This window comes from Cellulomonas sp. P4_H12, from assembly GCF_056400905.1.
On record NZ_JBFUKJ010000006.1, the window covers coordinates 41,762 to 59,647 of the forward strand.

Consider the following 17,886-nt stretch of genomic DNA (forward strand, 5'->3'; position numbering starts at 1 on the left):
TTGGCGGCGACCTGGCCTCGCGCGCGGCGGCCGGGTCCCCCGGCAGGTCTTCGCCTCACGGCGGCGCGACCGGTATCGGCGGAGGCGGTGGATGGCTCGCGCTCTGCTGCGCGCGCCGTGGGTCGGTCAGACCTCGAACGTGTAGCCCAGGCCCGGCTGGGTGAGGATGTGGCGCGGGTGGGCCGGGTCGGCTTCGAGCTTGCGGCGGAGCTGGGCGGAGTAGACGCGCAGGTAGTGGGTCTCGTCCGAGTACCCGGGCCCCCAGACCTCCTGCAGCAGCTGTCGACGCCCGACCAGCTTCCCGCGGTTGCGGACGAGGACCTCGAGCATCGACCACTCGGTGGGCGTCAGGCGCACCTCGACGCCGTCGCGGAGCACCCGGGCCCGCGCGAGGTCGACGGTCAGCGCGCCGGCCGTCACGACGGCCTCGTCGTCCGACACCGACGCCGACGACCGCCGGACGGCGGCGCGCAGCCGCGCGAGCAGCTCGTTCATGGCGAACGGCTTGGTCACGTAGTCGTCGGCCCCCGCGTCGAGGGCGTCCACCTTGTCTTCGCCGTGCTGCCGGGCGGACAGGACGACGATCGGGACGCGGCTCCAGCCCCGGATCGCGGTGATGACGTCGAGGCCGCTCATGTCCGGAAGTCCCAGGTCGAGCAGGACGACGTCCGGCGCGCGCGAGGCCGCCGAGGTGATCGCGGAGGCGCCGTCCGCGGCCGTCGCCACGTCCCAGCCCGACGCGCGCAGCGTGATCGCGAGGGCGTGCGCGAGGCCGGGCTCGTCGTCGACGACGAGGACGCGGTTGCCGGTCATTGCGTCGCTCCCTCGTTCGGTCGCGACGACGGCGGTGGAGACGTAGGCGGTGAGGACGACGGGACATCCGGTCGCGACGACGGCGGTGGGGACGAAGGCGGTGGGGACGACGAGACAGCGGGTCGCGACGACGGCCGGGTGGCGGGTGCGCGAGCAGCCGACGCGTCCGGTCCCGCGGAGGCCGGGGCGTCGGCGAGCGGGACCGTGACCAGCATGGTGAGGCCGCCGCCGGGGGTGTCCTCGGCGGTGAGCTCGGCGCCGACGGCCGTCGCCAGACCGTCCGCGACGGCGAGGCCGAGCCCGAGGCCGGTGCCGGAGGCGTCACCGAGGCGCTGGAAGGGCGCGAACAGCCGCCCCTTGAGCTCGTCCGGCACGCCGGGTCCTGAATCGGCCACGCGCAGCACCATCCCACGCCCGACAACTGCCGCACTCACCCGCACCGGGTTGCCGGAGGGCGCGTAGCGCACGGCGTTCGAGACCAGGTTGGCGACCACCCGCTCGAGCAGGCCGGGGTCGGTGAGGACGTACGGCAGCTCCTCGGGCACGTCGAGGATTACCGCGAACCCCTCGACGGCCAGCGGCACGATCTCGTCGAGGCTGGTGGCGCGCAGCACCGGCTGGACGCTGCCGGTCTGGAGTCGGGAGAGGTCGAGCAGGTTGTCGATGAGCCGCTCGAGCCGCGCCGTGGACTCGCCGAGCGTGCGCACGAGCGCCGCCCGGTCGGCCGGGTCGAGCTGCAGGGACAGCCCGTCGACCGAGGCGCGGATGGTGGCCAGCGGGGTGCGCAGGTCGTGCGAGACCGCGGCCAGCAGGGCCGTGCGCGTGGCGTCGGTCTGCTCGAGCACGCGGGCCTGGTCGGCCTGGGCGCGCAGCCGGTCGTGCTCGAGCACGACGCCGACCTGTGACGCGAACGCCTMGAGCACGCGGCGGTCGTTCGCCGGCAGGACCCGGCCGGTCAGGGCGAGCACGCGGTGGTCGTCGACCGTGAGGACGGCGTCCGCGTCCTCGGGTCGCGCGGCGGGGTCGACGCCATCCGCGGCGAGGACCTCCCAGCCGGCGCCCCGGGACTCCAGGAGCGCGACGGCCGAGAGCGTGAACGTCTCGCGCAGGCGCGCGACGAGGGCGGCGGCCGTGTCCTGGCCCGTCAGCACGGACCGGGAGACCGCGGCCAGGGCCGACGCCTCCGCCCGGGCCCGGAACGCGTCGGCGGTGCGCCGCGCCGCCAGGTCCACCACGGAGGCGACGCCGGCGGCCACGAGGACGAACACCGTCAGTGCCAGCGCGTTCTCGGGTGCGGCGACGGTGAGGTGCCCGGTGGGGACCGTGAAGAACCAGTTGAGCAGCAGGAACCCGACGACGGCGCTGACGATCGCCGGCCACAGCCCGCCGACCAGCGCGACCAGGACCGTGAGGGCGAGGAAGAGCATGAGCTCGGTGGGCAGGCTCACCACGTCCCGCAKGGCGCTGAGCAGCACSGTGAGCAGCACCGGRCCGAGCAGCGCCGTGRTCCACCCGGCGAGCCGTCGCGACCGGGASAGGGGCGAGCGCCGTGGTCGTCGGCGGCCCCCGCGCGCCTTSTCGTGGGTGACCAGGTGGACGTCGATCATGCCGGCCAGGCGGGCGATCTCCGTGCCGTTGCYCTCCSSSASGGCYTCGCGCCAGCGGCTGCGCCGGGAGACGCCGACGACGATCATCGTGGCGTTGACGCCCCGGGCGAAGTCGACCACGGCCGAGGCCACGTCCTCGCCGACCACCGTGTGGAACGTGCCGCCGAGCGACYCCACGAGACGACGCTGCTCGGCGATCCGCGCGGGCGGTGCGSWCGGCAGGCCGTCGGTGGCCAGCACGTGCACGGCSAGSAGCTCCGASCCGGCCGCSCGCTGGGCGATCCGGGCCCCACGGCGCAGCAGGGTGTCGCCCTCGGGGCCGCCGGTGACCGCGACCACCACCCGCTCCCGGGCCGGCCACGGCGCCTCGATGCGGTGGTCACGCCGGTAGGTCGCCAACGCATCATCGACCCGGTCCGCCAACCAGAGCAGCGCCAGCTCACGCAGCGCGGTGAGGTTGCCGACCCGGAAGTACTGCGACAGCGACGCGTCGATCTGCTCGGCCCGGTACACGTTGCCGTGCGCGAGGCGGCGGCGCAGGGCCTCCGGCGCCAGGTCGACCAGCTGGATCTGGTCGGCGTCGCGCACCACGTGGTCCGGCACGGTCTCGCGCTGCTTGACCCCCGTGATCGCCTCGACATCGTCGTTCAGCGACTCCAGGTGCTGCACGTTCACCGTGGTGACCACGTCGATCCCGGCGTCCAGGACATCGTGCACGTCCTGCCACCGCTTGGCATGCCGGCTGCCCGGCACGTTGGTGTGCGCGAGCTCGTCGATCATCACCACCTGCGGCGCCCGGGAAAGGACCGCGTCCACGTCCAGCTCGGTGAACTCGCTGTCGCGATAGACCAGGACGCGTCGGGGCAGCACCTCGAGCCCGACCAGCTGCGCCGCCGTCGCCGCCCGACCGTGATCCTCGACCAGCCCGACCACCACGTCGGTGCCACGCGACAGGCGCCGGTGCGCCTCGTCGAGCATCGCGTACGTCTTGCCGACCCCCGGCGCCGCACCCAGGTACACGGTCAACCGACCCCGACGAGGGCGGTCGACCMCCGTGCCGCCCTCGTCGGGCCGGATCATGCGCCCAGGTCCCGCAGGGCGAGGTTGAGCCGCAGGACGTCGACCCGCGGCTGTCCGAGGACGCCGAGGTCACGCCCGACGGTGGCGTCGTCGACGATGGCCTGCACCTGGTCGGCCGACAGGCCTCGCTCCCTGGCGACCCGCGCGACCTGCAGGCGGGCGTAGGCGGGGGAGATGTCGGGGTCGAGGCCGGACGCGGACGCGGTGATCGCATCGACGGGGACGTCGGCCGGGTCGACGCCCTCCTCCCCGGCCACGGCGGACCGGCGTCCCTCGACGGTGGCGAGCAGGTCCTGGTTGAGCGGGCCGAGGTTGGAGCCGCCCGAGGCGAGGGTGTCGTACCCGTCACCGGCCGCCGACGGGCGCGGGTGGAACCACTCGGGCCCGTCGAACGGCTGACCGATCAGCAGCGAGCCGATGGCGTCGTCGCGGGAGGTCACCCGCTCGCCGGTCGGCGAGACCAGCGACCCGTTGGCCTGCCAGCGCATGAGGAGCTGCGAGACCCCGGTCACGGCCAGCGGGTAGGCCAGGCCGAGCACGACGGTGAGCACGAGCAGCACCCGGAGCCCGGCCCAGGTCTGCCGGACGAACGCGACGGTGTCAGCGCCGGTGGAGTAGTGCGGGCGGGGGACGGTGGTCATCAGGACATCCCTAGGGCAGTGACGATGAGGTCGATGAGCTTGATGCCGACGAACGGGGCGATGACGCCGCCGAGCCCGTACATCAGGAGGTTGCGACGCAGCAGGGCCGACGCCGAGGACGGCGTGTAGCGGACTCCGCGCAGGGCCAGCGGCAGCAGCGCCACGATGATCAGGGCGTTGAAGATGACGGCCGAGAGGATGGCCGACTGCGGCGACGACAGGTGCATGACGTTGAGCACCCCGAGCTGCGGGAACGCGACGACGAACATCGCGGGCAGGATCGCGAAGTACTTGGCGACGTCGTTGGCCACCGAGAACGTGGTGAGGGCCCCGCGCGTGATGAGCAGCTGCTTGCCGATCTCGACGATCTCGAGCAGCTTGGTCGGGTTGGAGTCGAGGTCGACCATGTTGCCGGCCTCCTTCGCCGCGGTCGTGCCGGTGTTCATGGCGACGCCGACGTCGGCCTGGGCGAGCGCGGGGGCGTCGTTGGTGCCGTCGCCGCACATCGCGACCAGCCGTCCGCCCTCCTGCTCGCGGCGGATCAGCGCGAGCTTGTCCTCGGGCGTCGCCTCGGCCAGCACGTCGTCCACGCCGGCCTCCGCACCGATGGCCTTCGCGGTGAGCGGGTTGTCGCCGGTGACCATGACGGTCCGGATGCCCATGGCGCGCAGCGCGTCGAACCTCTCGCGCATGCCCTCCTTCACGACGTCCTTGAGGTGGATCACCCCGAGGACGCGGGCCGGCTGGTCGCCCAGCTGCTCGGCGACCACGAGAGGCGTGCCGCCCGACGCGGAGATCGCGTCGACCGTCGCGGCGACGTCCGCGCCCGCGTGGCCGCCGGTCGTCCGCACCCAGTGGGTCACGGCGGCCGCCGCACCCTTGCGCACCAGACGCGACTGCCGACCGGCCGCGGCCGGCAGGTCGACACCGCTCATCCGGGTCCGGGCGGCGAACGGCACCAGCTCCGCACCGACGAGGTCGCCCTCGGGGCGCTCGCGCAGCCCGAACCGCTCCTTGACCAGCACGAGGACCGAACGGCCCTCCGGGGTCTCGTCGGCCATCGACGACAGCTGCGCGGCGTCCGCCAGCAGCGCGGGGTCGATGCCCGCGGCGGGCAGCAGGTCCGCGGCCTGCCGGTTGCCGAGCGTGATGGTGCCGGTCTTGTCCAGCAGCAGCACGTCGACGTCGCCCGCGGCCTCGACCGCGCGGCCGGACATCGCGAGCACGTTGCGCCGGACCAGCCGGTCCATGCCCGCGATGCCGATGGCCGAGAGCAGCGCGCCGATGGTCGTCGGGATCAGGCAGACGAGCAGCGCGACGAGCACGATGAGCGTCTGCGGGGCGGCCGAGTAGACGGCGAACGGCTGCAGGGTGACGACGGCCAGCAGGAAGATGATGGTCAGCGTCGTGAGCAGGACGTTGAGGGCCACCTCGTTCGGCGTCTTCTGCCGCTCGGACCCCTCGACCAGCGCGATCATCCGGTCGACGAACGTGTGTCCGGCCGGGGCGGTGATGCGCACGACGATGCGGTCGGAGAGGACGACCGTGCCGCCGGTGACCGCCGAGCGGTCGCCGCCCGACTCGCGGATGACCGGCGCGGACTCGCCCGTGATCGCGGACTCGTCGACGCTCGCGACGCCCTCGATGACGTCCCCGTCGCCGGGGATGGTCTCGCCGGCGACGACGATGACGACGTCACCGACCGTGAGGGTGGACGACGCGACCTGGGCCGTCTCGTCGCCCGAGATCACCCTGCGGGCGGTCGTCTCGCGCTGGGTGGCGCGCAGGCTGGCGGCCTGGGCCTTGCCGCGGCCCTCGGCCACGGACTCGGCCAGCGTCGCGAACACGACGGTCAGCCACAGCCACACGGCGATCGACCACGCGAACACGCTGGGGTCGACGATCGCCAGGACCGTGGTGAACGCGGCGCCCACCTCGACGACGAACATGACGGGGGAGTCCCACATCCGGCGCGGGTCGAGCCCACGCAGGGCGCCGGGCAGTGCGGCGACCAGCTGCCGGAGGGACAGCGTCGACGCGGCGGCCGGCACCGTGTGGGGCTTGGTCGCCGGCTTCTCGAGAAGGGTGGTGCTCATGACAGGGACTCCACGACGGGACCGAGGGACAGGACGGGGACGAAGGTGAGGCCGACGACGACGAGGGTCACGGTCACCAGCAGGCCGACGAACAGCGGTGTGTGCGTGGGCAGGGTGCCGGCCCCCTCGGGCGTCTTCTTCTGCTGCGCCAGCCGCCCGGCCAGGGCCAGGACCAGCGCGATCGGGACGAACCGGCCGACGAGCATCGCGAGGCCGAGCAGCGTGTTGTAGAACGGCGTGCCGGAGGTCAGCCCGCCGAACGCGGAGCCGTTGTTGTTCCCGGCGGACGCGAAGGCGTAGACGATCTCGGACAAGCCGTGCGGCCCACCCTGCAGCTGACCGGCCAGGCCCGCCTGGGTGGAGATCGCGATCGCGGACCCGATCAGGACGACGGCGGGCATGGCCAGCACGTAGAGGGCGACGAGCGTGATCTCCTGCCGGCCGATCTTCTTGCCCAGGTACTCCGGCGTGCGCCCGACCATGAGACCGGCCAGGAACACCGAGACGATGATCAGCACGACCATCCCGTACAGGCCGCTGCCGACGCCGCCCGGCGACACCTCTCCGAGCAGCATCCCGATCAGGGCGACACCGCCGCCCTGCGCGGTGAGCGAGTCGTGCAGGGAGTTCACGGCGCCGGTCGACGTCATCGTGGTCGACGCGGCGAACAGCGCCGAGGCGGCCTCGCCGAAGCGGAGCTCCTTGCCCTCCATCGCGCCCCCGGCGGCCGCCGGGACCAGGCCCGGGCCGGCCATCTCGGCCCAGGTGAGCAGGCCGACGGCCGCGACCCAGAGGGTCGACATGGCGGCGAGGATCGCCCAGCCCTGCCGGCGGTCGCCGACCATGCGGCCGAACATGCGCGGCATGCTGAACGGGATGAGGAGCAGCAGGACCACCTCGAGGGCGTTGGTCCAGGGCGTGGGGTTCTCGAACGGGTGGGCGGAGTTGGCGTTGAAGAAGCCGCCGCCGTTGGTGCCCAGCTCCTTGATGGCCTCCTGCGAGGCCACGGGGCCGCCGAGCACCGACTGGGTGCCGCCGGCCAGCGTGGTGATCTCGGTGTGCGCGTTCAGGTTCTGGATCACGCCGGCAGCGACCAGCGCGAGCGCTGCGACGAACGCCAGCGGCAGCAGGACGCGGACCGTGGCGCGGACGAGGTCGGCCCAGAAGTTGCCCACCCGCCCGTCCGTGCCGGACCGCGAGAAGCCCCGCGCCAGGGCGGCGACGACGGCGATGCCGACGGCCGCGGACAGGAAGTTCTGCACGGCGAAGCCGGCCATCTGCAGCAGGTGCCCCGCTGCCGCCTCGCCGGAGAACCACTGCCAGTTGGTGTTGGTGACGAACGAGACGGCCGCGTTCCACGCACCGGCCGGGTCCATCGGGGCCATGCCGATGTCCAGCGGCAGCTTGTCCTGCAGCCGGGCGAGCCCGAACAGGACCAGCACCGAGGCCAGGGAGAAGCCCAGCAGCGAGAGCAGGTAGGTGCTCCAGCGCTGCTCGGCGTCGGGGTCCACGCGCATGACCCGGTACCCCGCGCGCTCGACGGCGAGGTGCGTGGTCGACGTCATCGTCCGGAAGAGGTAGTCACCCAGCGGTCGGTGCGCGGCAGCGAGGACCAGGACGACGATCCCGATCTGGCCGATCGCGATCCAGGTGGCGCTCATCGGACCTTGTCCGAGCGCAGCAGCTGGACCACCAGGTACACCAGGAGTGCGCCGGCCACGACGAGGCCGGCGATGTCGAGCCCGCTCATGAGCGGTCTGCCCGGCGGGCGAGGAGCGCGACCGCGGCGAAGAACGCCACGGTCAGCGCGAGGAAGGCCACATCGGCCATGGGTCTCACTGCACCTTCGACGACGGGCGGGGGACCGCCCGCGGGGGCCACCCGACGGCCCGCACCGGGGCCGCATCCGCAGGTCTACGCCCGTGAACGGGGGCTCTTCGGCCCTCTTGACGGCATCTTGACGGTCCCCCGACAGGTCTTAGCGCAACCTTGGCGGCCGGCACCCGCGTGCGGCGGGCATGCTCGACAGAGGTCGGCTCACGGCCGCCTGACAAGGCCTCCGTGAACCGACGACGGAGTCACGGCGGCCCCGACAGGGAGAAGAGAGGGAGAGCATGTCGTACATCCAGTCGCACCGGTCCGTGGTCATCGGCTACGCACTGATCGCACCCCTGGTCGTCGCCGCTCTCCTGGCAACGATCCGTGGCGGCGTCACCAGCACGACCGCCGCCCTCGTGCTCGTGCTCGTGGTCGTGGCCGCCGCCGCGACCGGGCAGCGGGCCGCGGGCATCGTGGCTGCCCTGTCCTCGGGTGCCTGGTTCGACTTCTTCATGACCGAGCCCTACGGCAGCTTCAAGGTCACTGACAGCGACGACATCCAGACGACCGTGCTGCTCCTCGTCGTCGGGGTGGCCGTCAGCGAGATCGCCCTGTGGGGGCGCCGGCAGCAGGCGCGCGCGAGCCGCCGGGCGGGGTACCTCGACGGGGTCCTCGGCACCGCCGACATCGTGGCCCTGCGGCAAGGGTCGCCGGAGACGCTCATCGACCGGGTCAGCCGCCAGATCGTCGAGGTGCTCGACATCGACGCATGCCGGTTCTCACCACAGGGCGACGAGGTCCGCTCCGCGACCACGCTCGAGCACGACGGCACGGTCGCCCGCCGCGGCCAGACGCTCGACGTGGACCGGGACGGGCTGCCGACGGACGACCTCATCACCCTGGACGTCAGCAACCGCGGCGCGAGGCACGGCCGGTTCGTGCTGACCGCCTCGACCCGGACGGTCCGGCCCACCCTCGAGCAGCGTCGCGTCGTCGTCCTGCTCGCCGACCAGGTGGCAGCCGCACTCGCGAGCCGCCCCGCCTGACCGGGTGCTCGACGGTCACAGGTCGAGGGTCGCGCCCATGATCACGGTCCGCTCGGGCGGTAGGTGGAAGACCTCGGTGCGGCTCGCGGCGTTGCGCGCCAGCCACACGAAGAGCCGCGCACGCCAGCCCTTCCGGTGCGGAGGGCCACCGAGCTGCGCGGTGACCACCGACAGGAAGTAGTGAGCCTCGTCGACGTCGAGCGTGAGCTCGGGGCTCTGGCCGATCGCCAGTGCCAGGCCCCTGGGGATGTCCTGGCTGTCGTTGAACCCGACGCGCACGCAGACGTGCACGATGCCGTCGTCGGCGCGGCCGAGGTCGTCGACGATGACGCGGTCGACGTGCCGGATGTGCGGGACGTTCTCGTTGATGATCTGCACGATGACGACGTGCTCGTGCAGCACGCGGTTGAACGCGACGTGCGAGCGCAGGGCCAGCGGCGTGGTCAGCTTGTTCCCGTGGGGGAAGACCGCCAGTCCGGGAACCCGCGGGACGCCGCGGTCCTTGATCATCGCGACGAAGTCGTCGAGCGGACCTTCCAGCTCGCTGCGCCGGGCGTAGAAGCGGTCGGCCCCCGCGCGCCACGTGGTCATGACCGTCACGACGACGGCCGCGATGAGCAGCGGGAGCCACCCTCCGCTGACGATCTTGGTCAGGTTGGCCCCGAAGAAGACGATCTCCAGGCCGAAGACGACGACGCCGTACGCGACCACCTTCCACGTCGCCCAGTGCCACACCCGCTTGGCCAGCAGGAGGAACAGCGCGCTGGTGAGCAGCAGCGTCCCGGTGACCGCCAGGCCGTAGGCGGTGGCGAGCCGGCTCGAGCTGCGGAACACCCCGATGAGCACGAGCACACCGGCGAAGAGGATCCAGTTGACTGCCGGGAGGTAGATCTGCCCGCCCGCGTGGCGTGACGTCTGGCGTACCGAGAGCCTCGGCAGGAGGCCGAGGCGGACGGCCTGCCGGGACACGGAGTACGCCCCCGAGATCACGGCCTGCGACGCGATCACCGTCGCCACGGTCGCCAGCGCGACCAGCGGGAGCGTCGCCCAGGTGGGTGCGAGGTGGAAGAACGGGTTGTCGATGGTGCCGGGGTCGTCCAGGATCATCGCTCCCTGGCCGAGGTAGTTCAGGGTCAGGGCCGGGAACACGACCGCGTACCAGCCCAGCCGGATCGGCGCCGGCCCGAAGTGGCCCATGTCGGCGTAGAGCGCCTCCGCGCCGGTGATCGTCAGCACGACCGCACCCATGGCGATGAACGCGGTCAACGGGTGCTCGACGACGAACGCGATCGCGTAGGTGGGCGACAGTGCGCGCAGGATCGCCGGGTTGGCGGCGATATGCGGCAGCCCCAGGACGGCCAGGACCGCGAACCACAGCGCCATCACCGGGCCGAACGCCCGGCCGACCACCTCGGTGCCGCGTCGCTGGACGACGAACAGCACGGTGAGGACCGCCACCGCCGCCGGCAGCACCAGTCGCTCGAACGACGGGTCGGCCACGACGACACCCTCGATCGACGACATGACCGAGATGGCCGGGGTGATCACGCTGTCGCCGTAGAACAGGGCCGCACCGAAGATCCCCAGCATCGTGGCGATCGCGAGCCGCYGCCTGTCCGCCAGCTTCTGGCGCAGCAGCGCGACCAGCGCGAGGATGCCGCCCTCGCCGTCGTTGTCGGCCCGCATGACCAGCGCGACGTAGTTCACCGACACGACGACCGCGATCGACCAGAACACCATCGAGATCACGCCGTACACGTCGACGGCCGTCGGCAGGACGCTGTTGTGCTCGATGCTGAAGACCGTCTGCAGCGAGTAGAGCGGGCTCGTGCCGATGTCCCCGAACACCACTCCCAGTGCGCCCAGCGCCAACAACGACCGGGTGCCGCGCCTGGCGTGGCCGGTCTCGCGGACGTCCGCGTGGTCCGCGGCCTCCCGCCGCACGCCGACGCGTGGTCTCGCTGTTCTGGTCACCCCGGAATGGTGGCACGCGCGGACAGCAGAACCCCTACCGCGCGGTGAGACGGACCTTGCCGACGCGCACGACCTCCACCGCGGCGACGTGCAGCCCGTCCGGGACGTCCCGCACCGTCGGGTCGACCCAGACACCGGTGCTGCGCCGCCACGGCAGGAGCTCGAACCGCACACCGTGTCGAGCGATCGCGGCCGCCCACGGCGTGAGGTCGACGTCCCAGTCGCGACCGTGCCAGAAGTGGTCGCTGATCAGCCGGTCGCCCACGTAGGCGCGACCGACGTCGCCGCTCCAGCGCATGCGGAGCAGCGTGCGATCAGTGCCCTCGAACAGGTCGGAGGGGACCTCGACCTGCACGACGGCCGCACGGGAGAAGTCGGTGGGCGCGCTGAGCCGGTTCAGGGGACCGCCTCGCTCCGGGCGCGGGACCGATGCCGCTTCCGGGCGGAGTTCGGAGGCGAGCGTGCGGCGGCCGACCTGGTGCGCGTGCGCGCGCCACGTCCGCCAGGGGCCGTCGTCGGAGGGCTCGCTCAGGTCGGCGCCGTCATCGGCCCGGAGCGTCTCGGGAGCGGGGAGGAGGGAGACGGTGACGTCCGGGCTCTCCGTCTGGACGACGAGCTCGCCGTCCACCGCGTAGAGCGGCGCGGAGGACAGCACCAGCCGCTCGCGGCCGTCCACGTCGAGCCGGTAGAGCCGGTCGATGCTGTCCTGGTCCAGGACGATGATCCGCACGCCCGACAGCTCGACGACGCACGTCGGGCCGGCCGGCGCCGCGAGCGAGACGATCGTCGCTCCGTCGCGGTGGTCGGCGACGCCCGCGCCACCCACGAGATGGTGCCCGTCGAGGACGAGCTCGACGGGGATGCCGTCGTAGGCGCCCAGCACCACGACGTCGCGGTCGTCGACGGTGACGCGGGTGAGCACCCGCGCGGTCGCACTCCGCAGCACGACGCCCCGGGCGAGCGGGTACCGAAGCGGCCACGCCAGCGAGACACCGGCCGGGATGGTGACCGGCTGCGTGGGCACCGTGACGTCCTCGTCGTCGAGGGTCACCGTGAACTGCACGCCGCTCTGTTCCCGCAGCGCCGCCTTCGCGGGCTGGTACGTCGAGGCGAACAGGTAGCCGCTGCGACCGTCGGAGCGCACGGCCCACCGAAGGATCTCCGGGTCGGCGCCGCCGCCGCCGACGGTCGTGGCCATCGTGGCGATGCGGTGCCCGTCGTGCTGGAGCCACAGGTGCTGGGCCCGCAGGTAGTGGTGGTGGGGGCGGATCTGACCGTGCTCGCCGATCGGGGCGGCGAAGTCGTAGGTCGCCCGGGGCACGTCGTTGGGATAGCCGGTCGCGTGGGACTCCTGCTCAGAGCCGTGTGCACCGGTGCGCTGCGTGCCGCCGGCGTACATGTAGTAGCCCTGCCAGATCGACCCGCTGCCGATCTTGGCGAGCGCGAGGGCGGCGACGTCGGCGGGGGCGACCATCGGCCGGCGGTGGTAGGCGACGTGCATCCCGCCGCCGAGCTCGCACGTCGCGAAGGGCACGGCGTCGTCGTCCTTCAGCGGCACCGCGTCGGGGTCGAGGGTGATGCCGTCGAGGGCCTCGCGCAGGTCCGCCCCGACAGACAGGTCGTCCCGCACGGGGCTGTAGCGGAAGTGGAACGCGGAGAACTCGGGCCACTCGGTCTGCTCGTCCTCCCAGAAGCCGTCGGCGTAGGCGCTGTACACGGGCAGCAGCGTGTCGGGGACCTGCGCACCACCCCAGCCGGTCGCCGTCCAGATCGGGACGCGGAGCCCGAGCTCCTCGGCCAGCTCGCGCAGTCGTGCGAGATGCTGCGGCTGGTCGTACAGCTCGTTGTCGATCTGGGCGGCCACGATGGGCCCTCCGTCGGCGTGCGCGAGGCCGACCAGCTGCGCCACCGTCTCGGCATAGAAGGCGTGCACCAGCTCCAGGTACGCGGTGTCGTTCGTGCGGGTGGGCAGGTCCCGTTCCACCAGCCAGTCCGGGAACCCGCCGTAGCGAGCCTCGCCGTGGGCCCACGGGCCGAGCCGCACGACGACGTCGAGGCCGTGTGCCGCGGCCTCCTCGACGAAGGCACGCAGGTCGAGCTGGCCGTCCCACCGGAACTCGCCCTGCGCCGGCTCGTGGGCCTGCCAGAAGACGTACGTCGCCACCGACGTCAGGCCGCCTGCCCGGGCGTGGCCCAGCACGTCACGCCAGCGATCGCGCGGGACCCTCGAGTAGTGGATCTCGCCGGTGACGGGGAACCACGGGATGCCGCCCCGCTCGAGCCACCTGCTGGTCACCTCGATCGGGTCATCGCCCGCGGGCGGCTCGCCGACACCGAGGTGGCCGCGACGTGGTGCGGTCGGTGCGGCGACCGTGAGGCGGTGCGGCGCCACGAGGGTGCCCGGGCGAACGGCGCTGGTCATGTCTCTCCTTGGAGCACGGCGGGGATGCGTCGCTGAGTATGCCTGCGCTCAGCCTTTGGCGTGCGAGCGGTACTCGGTCGGGCTCATGCCGTGGATCCGGCGGAACTGTCGCGAGAAGTAGAGGGCGTCGCTGAACCCGACCTGCCCGGCCACCGACGCGACGGACCTGTCGGTGGTGTCGAGGAGCTCGCGCGCCGCACCCATGCGCAGACGGGTCTGGTACTCCAGCGCGCCGTAGCCCGTGGCCCGCCGGAACAGCGCGGAGTAGTGCGAGACGCTCAACCCGGCCATGCCGGCGAGGTCGGCGAGCGAGATGCGGGTCGAGACGTTCGCGCGCAGGTGCTCGATCGTCGCCTCGATCGGGTCGGACTGCTGCGGGCTGGTGGTTCGACGGTCGGCCGCCAGCAGCGCCAACGCGTGCCATGCGGCACCCGCGGACGCCAGCAGGCTCGCCGTCGTCTCGTCGCGTTCCATCCGCCGGAGGATCGTGTCGACGAGGGAGACGACGCGAGCCGGGTCGCCGAGGCTCACCACCGGTTGGTCGGGCGTCGCGCCGATCGCCGCCAGCAGGTCGGGCACCTGCTGGCCGACGAGGTGCATCCACCAGATGGTCCAGGGCTCGTCCACGTCGGCCTCGTACCGGTGGGCCAGTCCGGCAGGGATGGCGAGCGCCTGGCCCGCGCTCACCGGGTGCACGCCGGACGGGAGCACGCAGGATCCCCGCCCGGCCGCGCACACGATCACGATGTGCTGCGCGGCACCGTTCGGGCGGACGCGCCCGTGGGTCGACGCGTGCGGGAAGTATCCGACGTCGGTGACGAGCAGCTGCGACAGAGGGGGCGTCCGCGACGCCTGCGCGACGAGCGGGCGGGGGAGCACGCGCATGCGTTGACCGGGGAAGCCCTCCCGTCGGCGGGGTGGCGCCGTCTCACGCGTCTCGGTCATCGATTCGTCCATATGCTCGGGGAGAATGCCCATTCTGCAGCACCGTGGCGGGCCGTAGCGTCCTGGACATGCTCGACGACGAGTCCCGCCTGGTCCTCCCCGCCGTGCCCGCACACCTCGCGGGCCAGCCCGTCGCCGCGTGGCGCGAGCCGGTCACCATCGACACGTACCTGCCGGACGCGGCGGACCGCTACCCGGCGTTCCTCGAGAACCGCGTCTACCAGGGCTCGTCGGGCCAGGTGTACCCGCTGCCGTTCCACGAGCGCATCAGCGCCACCAAGGCGCCCCACGCCTGGGACGCGATCCACCTCGAGAACCCGTGGGTCCGAATGATGATCCTGCCGGAGCTCGGCGGTCGGATCCACGTCGGGATGGACACCACCAACGGGTACGACTTCTTCTACCGCAACAACGTCATCAAGCCCGCGCTCGTGGGGCTCGCGGGGCCCTGGCTCTCGGGCGGGGTCGAGCTCAACTGGCCGCAGCACCACCGCCCTGCGACGTTCCTCCCGGTCGAGGCCTCGATCGAGCACGAGGGCGACGGCGCCGTCACGGTGTGGTGCTCGGACCACGACCCGCTCGCCCGGATGAAGGGCATGCACGGCATCCGCCTGCGTCCGGACTCCTCGGTGATCGAGCTGCGAGCCAGGCTGTTCAACCGTACCGACGAGATCCAGACGTTCCTCTGGTGGGCCAACGTCGCGGCCGCCGTCAACGACGACTACCAGTCGTTCTTCCCGACCGACGTCCGCGCCGTCGCCGACCACGCCAAGCGCGCCGTGACGGCGTTCCCCGCGGCCGACCGGCCGTACTACGGGATCGACTACCCGGCCGGGAAGGACGCGGAGCACCCCGACGGCGACCGCATCGACTGGTACCGCAACATCCCGGTGCCGACGTCCTACATGGCGCTCGGCACGCAGGACGACTTCTTCGGTGGCTACGACCACGGCCGGCGGGCGGGCTTCGTGCACTGGGCCGACCACCAGGTGGCACCCGGCAAGAAGCAGTGGACCTGGGGCAACGGCGAGTTCGGCAGGGCGTGGGACGCGAACCTCACCGACACCGACGGGCCCTACGTCGAGCTGATGGCCGGCGTCTTCACGGACAACCAGCCCGACTTCACGTTCCTGGCACCGGGCGAGACGAAGACGTTCAGCCAGTACTGGTACCCGATCCAGGAGACCGGCCCCGTCCACCAGGCCAACCTCGAGGCGGCCGTCCGGCTGGACGTGACGCCGGGCGCCGGTTCCACCGCGGTGCGGGTCGCGGTCGCGCTGACCCGGGTCCGGGTCGGGGTCGCCGTACGCGTGACCGGACCCGAGGCCGCGACGCTGTGGCAGGCCGAGGTCGACGGGGGCCCGGATCGTCCGATCGTGCATGACCTGCTTCTCGACGCCGCCTGGGCTCCCGAGGACCTGACGCTCGTCGTCGAGCACGACGGCGCCCAGGTGATCGCCTGGCGACCCCGTGCGGCGCCGTCCGGCCCGGAGCTGCCCGAGCCCGCGCAGGAGCCGGCTGCACCCGCCGACGTCCCGTCCGTGGACGAGCTCTACCTGATCGGCGTGCACCTCGAGCAGTACCGGCACGCGACACGGTCGCCCGAGCCGTACTGGCTGGAGGCCGTGCGACGCGACGAGGGCGACTACCGCTCGAACCTCGCGCTCGCCGCGCGGCGCTACCGGGCCGGCCGGTACGCCGAGGCCGAGCGGCACCTGCGTGCCGCGCTCGCCCGCCAGACCCGGCTGAACACGAACCCCGGCGACGGGGAGGCCGCCTTTCGCCTCGGCCAGGTGCTCGCGCGCACCGGTCGCCCGGACGAGGCCTACGAGGCGTGGGGCAAGGCACGGTGGAACCAGGCGTGGCGGGGTCCGGCGCTCCTCGCGATGGCGCGGCTCGACGCCGCGCGCGGACGCGACGTCGCAGCACTGGCGCATGCCCGTGCCGCGGCCGACGGCGACCCGGACCAGCTGCAGGCGCACGCCGTGCTGGCCGCCCTCCTGCGGCGCGCCGGCCGTGACGGCGAGGCCGACTCGGTCCTGGCGCGCTCGCTCGCGCGTGACCCGCTCGACGTCTGGACGCGCGACCTCKCCGGCGTGGACGTCGCTGCCGACGGTCCGACGCTCCTGGACGTCGCCCTGGAGCACGACTCCGTCGGCGCGTGGCGCGACGCCGTCCGGCTCCTCGAGGGCGCGGCCGCGGTCGAGCCCGCCCTCGGTCAGGTGGAGGTCCGTCCCCTCGTGCACCTGCACGCGGCACGGATCCTGGAGGCGGCCGGCGAGCACGCCGAGGCCGACCGGCACCGTGCGCGGGCGCGGACGGTCCCCGCCGTGCACTGCCTCGCCTCGCGCCTCGACGACGTGGACATGCTTCAGGCGAACGTCGAGCGGCATCCCGACGACGCCCGGGCCTGGGCGATCCTCGGTCACTGGCTGTACTTCCAGCGTCGGCACGGGGACGCCATCGCCGCATGGCGCACGTCGACGGAGCTGGACCCGAGCGACCCCGTCGTGTGGCGCAACCGCGCGGTCGCGGCGTTCAACGTCCTGGGCGACCGGGACGCCGCGCGGCAGCACTACGCGAGCGCGCTCGCGGTCGCGCCGGGCGACCCGCGCCTGGTCTACGAGCGCGACCAGCTGGCCAAGCGGTCCGGCACGACGCCCGAGGAGCGCCTCGTGGTGCTCACGGGCGAGCGGTCGGCGGTCGACGCCCGCGACGACCTCACCGTCGAGCTCGCCCAGCTGCACACCGCCACCGGCGCGCCGCAGCTCGCGCTCGAGCTCCTCCTCGCCCGCCGGTTCCAGCCGTGGGAGGGCGGCGAGGGACAGGTGCTCTCGGCATGGGACGAGGCGCACGTCGCCCTCGCCCGCCGAGCACTCGCCGACGACGACGGGCAGCGGGCGCTGGAGCACGTCGGCGCGGCGCTCGAGCCGGTCGCGAGCCTCGGTGAGGCCCGGCACCCCCTGGCCAACACCGCCCAGCTGAACCTGATGCTCGGCGACGCCCTGGCGGCGACGGGCGACCAGGACGCCGCCCGCGTGGCCTGGTCGCACGCCGCACGCTCCACGGGCGACTTCCAGAGCATGGCCCCGGTCGCGTTCTCCGAGTTGACCTACTACGCCGCGCTGGCCTCACGCCGCCTCGGCGACGACGTCCGCGCCCACGCCCTGGTCGACGGCCTGGCCGCGCACGCGGTGACGCTCCGCACGACGCCCGCCACGGTGGACTACTTCGCGACCTCGCTGCCGACCATGCTGCTCTTCCAGGACGACCTGCAGGCGGCGCAGACGACGACCGCGACCCTGCTCGAGGCACAGGTCGCGGTCCTGCGGGGCGACGTCGGCGCCGCGGCCGCGGGCCTCGACGACGTCCTCGCCCGCGAGCCCAGCCGGCTGCGGGCCCTCGACCTGCGGCGGGAGCTCTCCGGTCCTCGCTGACGGGTCG

The 17,886-nt window shown here is 73.0% G+C and carries 10 protein-coding genes; 2 read left to right on the top strand and 8 right to left on the bottom strand.

The annotated features are described in order from the left end of the window. Positions 1–126: 126 nt before the first annotated feature. From AC1DQC_RS05010 to kdpA, 5 genes are read right to left on the bottom strand one after another with little or no spacing between them, the layout of a single operon-like run. Positions 127–813, bottom strand: coding sequence for a response regulator (locus tag AC1DQC_RS05010; RefSeq protein ID WP_477050117.1), 687 nt, complete (start codon positions 811–813; stop codon positions 127–129). Next, positions 810–3,500: a DUF4118 domain-containing protein gene (locus AC1DQC_RS05015; RefSeq protein WP_477050118.1), complete on the bottom strand. Its 2,691-nt coding sequence runs from the start codon at positions 3,498–3,500 to the stop codon at positions 810–812. Before AC1DQC_RS05015 ends, AC1DQC_RS05010 begins: the two co-directional genes overlap by 4 nt. Continuing rightward, positions 3,497–4,141 carry a potassium-transporting ATPase subunit KdpC gene (gene kdpC / locus AC1DQC_RS05020; RefSeq protein WP_477050119.1) on the bottom strand — a complete coding sequence of 215 codons (645 nt, stop codon included), beginning with the start codon at positions 4,139–4,141 and terminating at the stop codon, positions 3,497–3,499. The genes AC1DQC_RS05015 and kdpC overlap by 4 nt, the downstream gene beginning before the upstream one ends. After that, positions 4,141–6,237 (bottom strand): potassium-transporting ATPase subunit KdpB, encoded by a 2,097-nt coding sequence (gene kdpB, locus AC1DQC_RS05025; RefSeq protein WP_477050120.1) that lies wholly within the window; start codon positions 6,235–6,237, stop codon positions 4,141–4,143. The genes kdpC and kdpB overlap by 1 nt, the downstream gene beginning before the upstream one ends. Further along, positions 6,234–7,898 carry a potassium-transporting ATPase subunit KdpA gene (gene kdpA, locus AC1DQC_RS05030; protein WP_477050121.1) on the bottom strand — a complete coding sequence of 555 codons (1,665 nt, stop codon included), beginning with the start codon at positions 7,896–7,898 and terminating at the stop codon, positions 6,234–6,236. Before kdpA ends, kdpB begins: the two co-directional genes overlap by 4 nt. Before the next feature lie 453 nt (positions 7,899–8,351). Here kdpA and AC1DQC_RS05035 point away from each other — a divergent pair, with 453 nt between their 5' ends. Next, positions 8,352–9,101: a DUF4118 domain-containing protein gene (locus AC1DQC_RS05035; protein ID WP_477050122.1), complete on the top strand. Its 750-nt coding sequence runs from the start codon at positions 8,352–8,354 to the stop codon at positions 9,099–9,101. A 15-nt stretch (positions 9,102–9,116) separates the two neighbouring features. On the opposite strand, the gene AC1DQC_RS05040 is transcribed toward AC1DQC_RS05035, so the two are convergent. The 3 genes from AC1DQC_RS05040 to AC1DQC_RS05050 are packed head-to-tail and all read right to left on the bottom strand — an operon-like array spanning position 9,117 to position 14,382. Beyond that, positions 9,117–11,075 carry a potassium transporter Kup gene (locus AC1DQC_RS05040; protein ID WP_477050123.1) on the bottom strand — a complete coding sequence of 653 codons (1,959 nt, stop codon included), beginning with the start codon at positions 11,073–11,075 and terminating at the stop codon, positions 9,117–9,119. Between the two features lie 34 nt (positions 11,076–11,109). Further along, a complete protein-coding gene (locus AC1DQC_RS05045; protein WP_477050124.1) occupies positions 11,110–13,497 on the bottom strand; it encodes a beta-galactosidase in 2,388 nt (795 codons plus the stop codon). A gap of 48 nt (positions 13,498–13,545) precedes the next feature. Further along, complete coding sequence (locus tag AC1DQC_RS05050; protein WP_477050125.1) at positions 13,546–14,382, bottom strand: helix-turn-helix domain-containing protein; 837 nt, start codon at positions 14,380–14,382, stop codon at positions 13,546–13,548. A gap of 128 nt (positions 14,383–14,510) precedes the next feature. Here AC1DQC_RS05050 and AC1DQC_RS05055 point away from each other — a divergent pair, with 128 nt between their 5' ends. Continuing rightward, complete coding sequence (locus AC1DQC_RS05055; RefSeq protein ID WP_477050126.1) at positions 14,511–17,879, top strand: DUF5107 domain-containing protein; 3,369 nt, start codon at positions 14,511–14,513, stop codon at positions 17,877–17,879. The last annotated feature ends 7 nt before the right edge of the window (positions 17,880–17,886 follow it).

Excerpts from the sequence above, each read along its gene's own strand:
- AC1DQC_RS05010 (WP_477050117.1), bottom strand. The coding sequence starts at position 813 with ATGACCGGCAACCGCGTCCTCGTCGTCGACGACGAGCCCGGCCTCGCG.
- kdpC (WP_477050119.1), bottom strand. The coding sequence starts at position 4,141 with ATGACCACCGTCCCCCGCCCGCACTACTCCACCGGCGCTGACACCGTC.
- kdpB (WP_477050120.1), bottom strand. The coding sequence starts at position 6,237 with ATGAGCACCACCCTTCTCGAGAAGCCGGCGACCAAGCCCCACACGGTG.
- kdpA (WP_477050121.1), bottom strand. The coding sequence starts at position 7,898 with ATGAGCGCCACCTGGATCGCGATCGGCCAGATCGGGATCGTCGTCCTG.
- AC1DQC_RS05035 (WP_477050122.1), top strand. The coding sequence starts at position 8,352 with ATGTCGTACATCCAGTCGCACCGGTCCGTGGTCATCGGCTACGCACTG.
- AC1DQC_RS05045 (WP_477050124.1), bottom strand. The coding sequence starts at position 13,497 with ATGACCAGCGCCGTTCGCCCGGGCACCCTCGTGGCGCCGCACCGCCTC.
- AC1DQC_RS05050 (WP_477050125.1), bottom strand. The coding sequence starts at position 14,382 with ATGCGCGTGCTCCCCCGCCCGCTCGTCGCGCAGGCGTCGCGGACGCCC.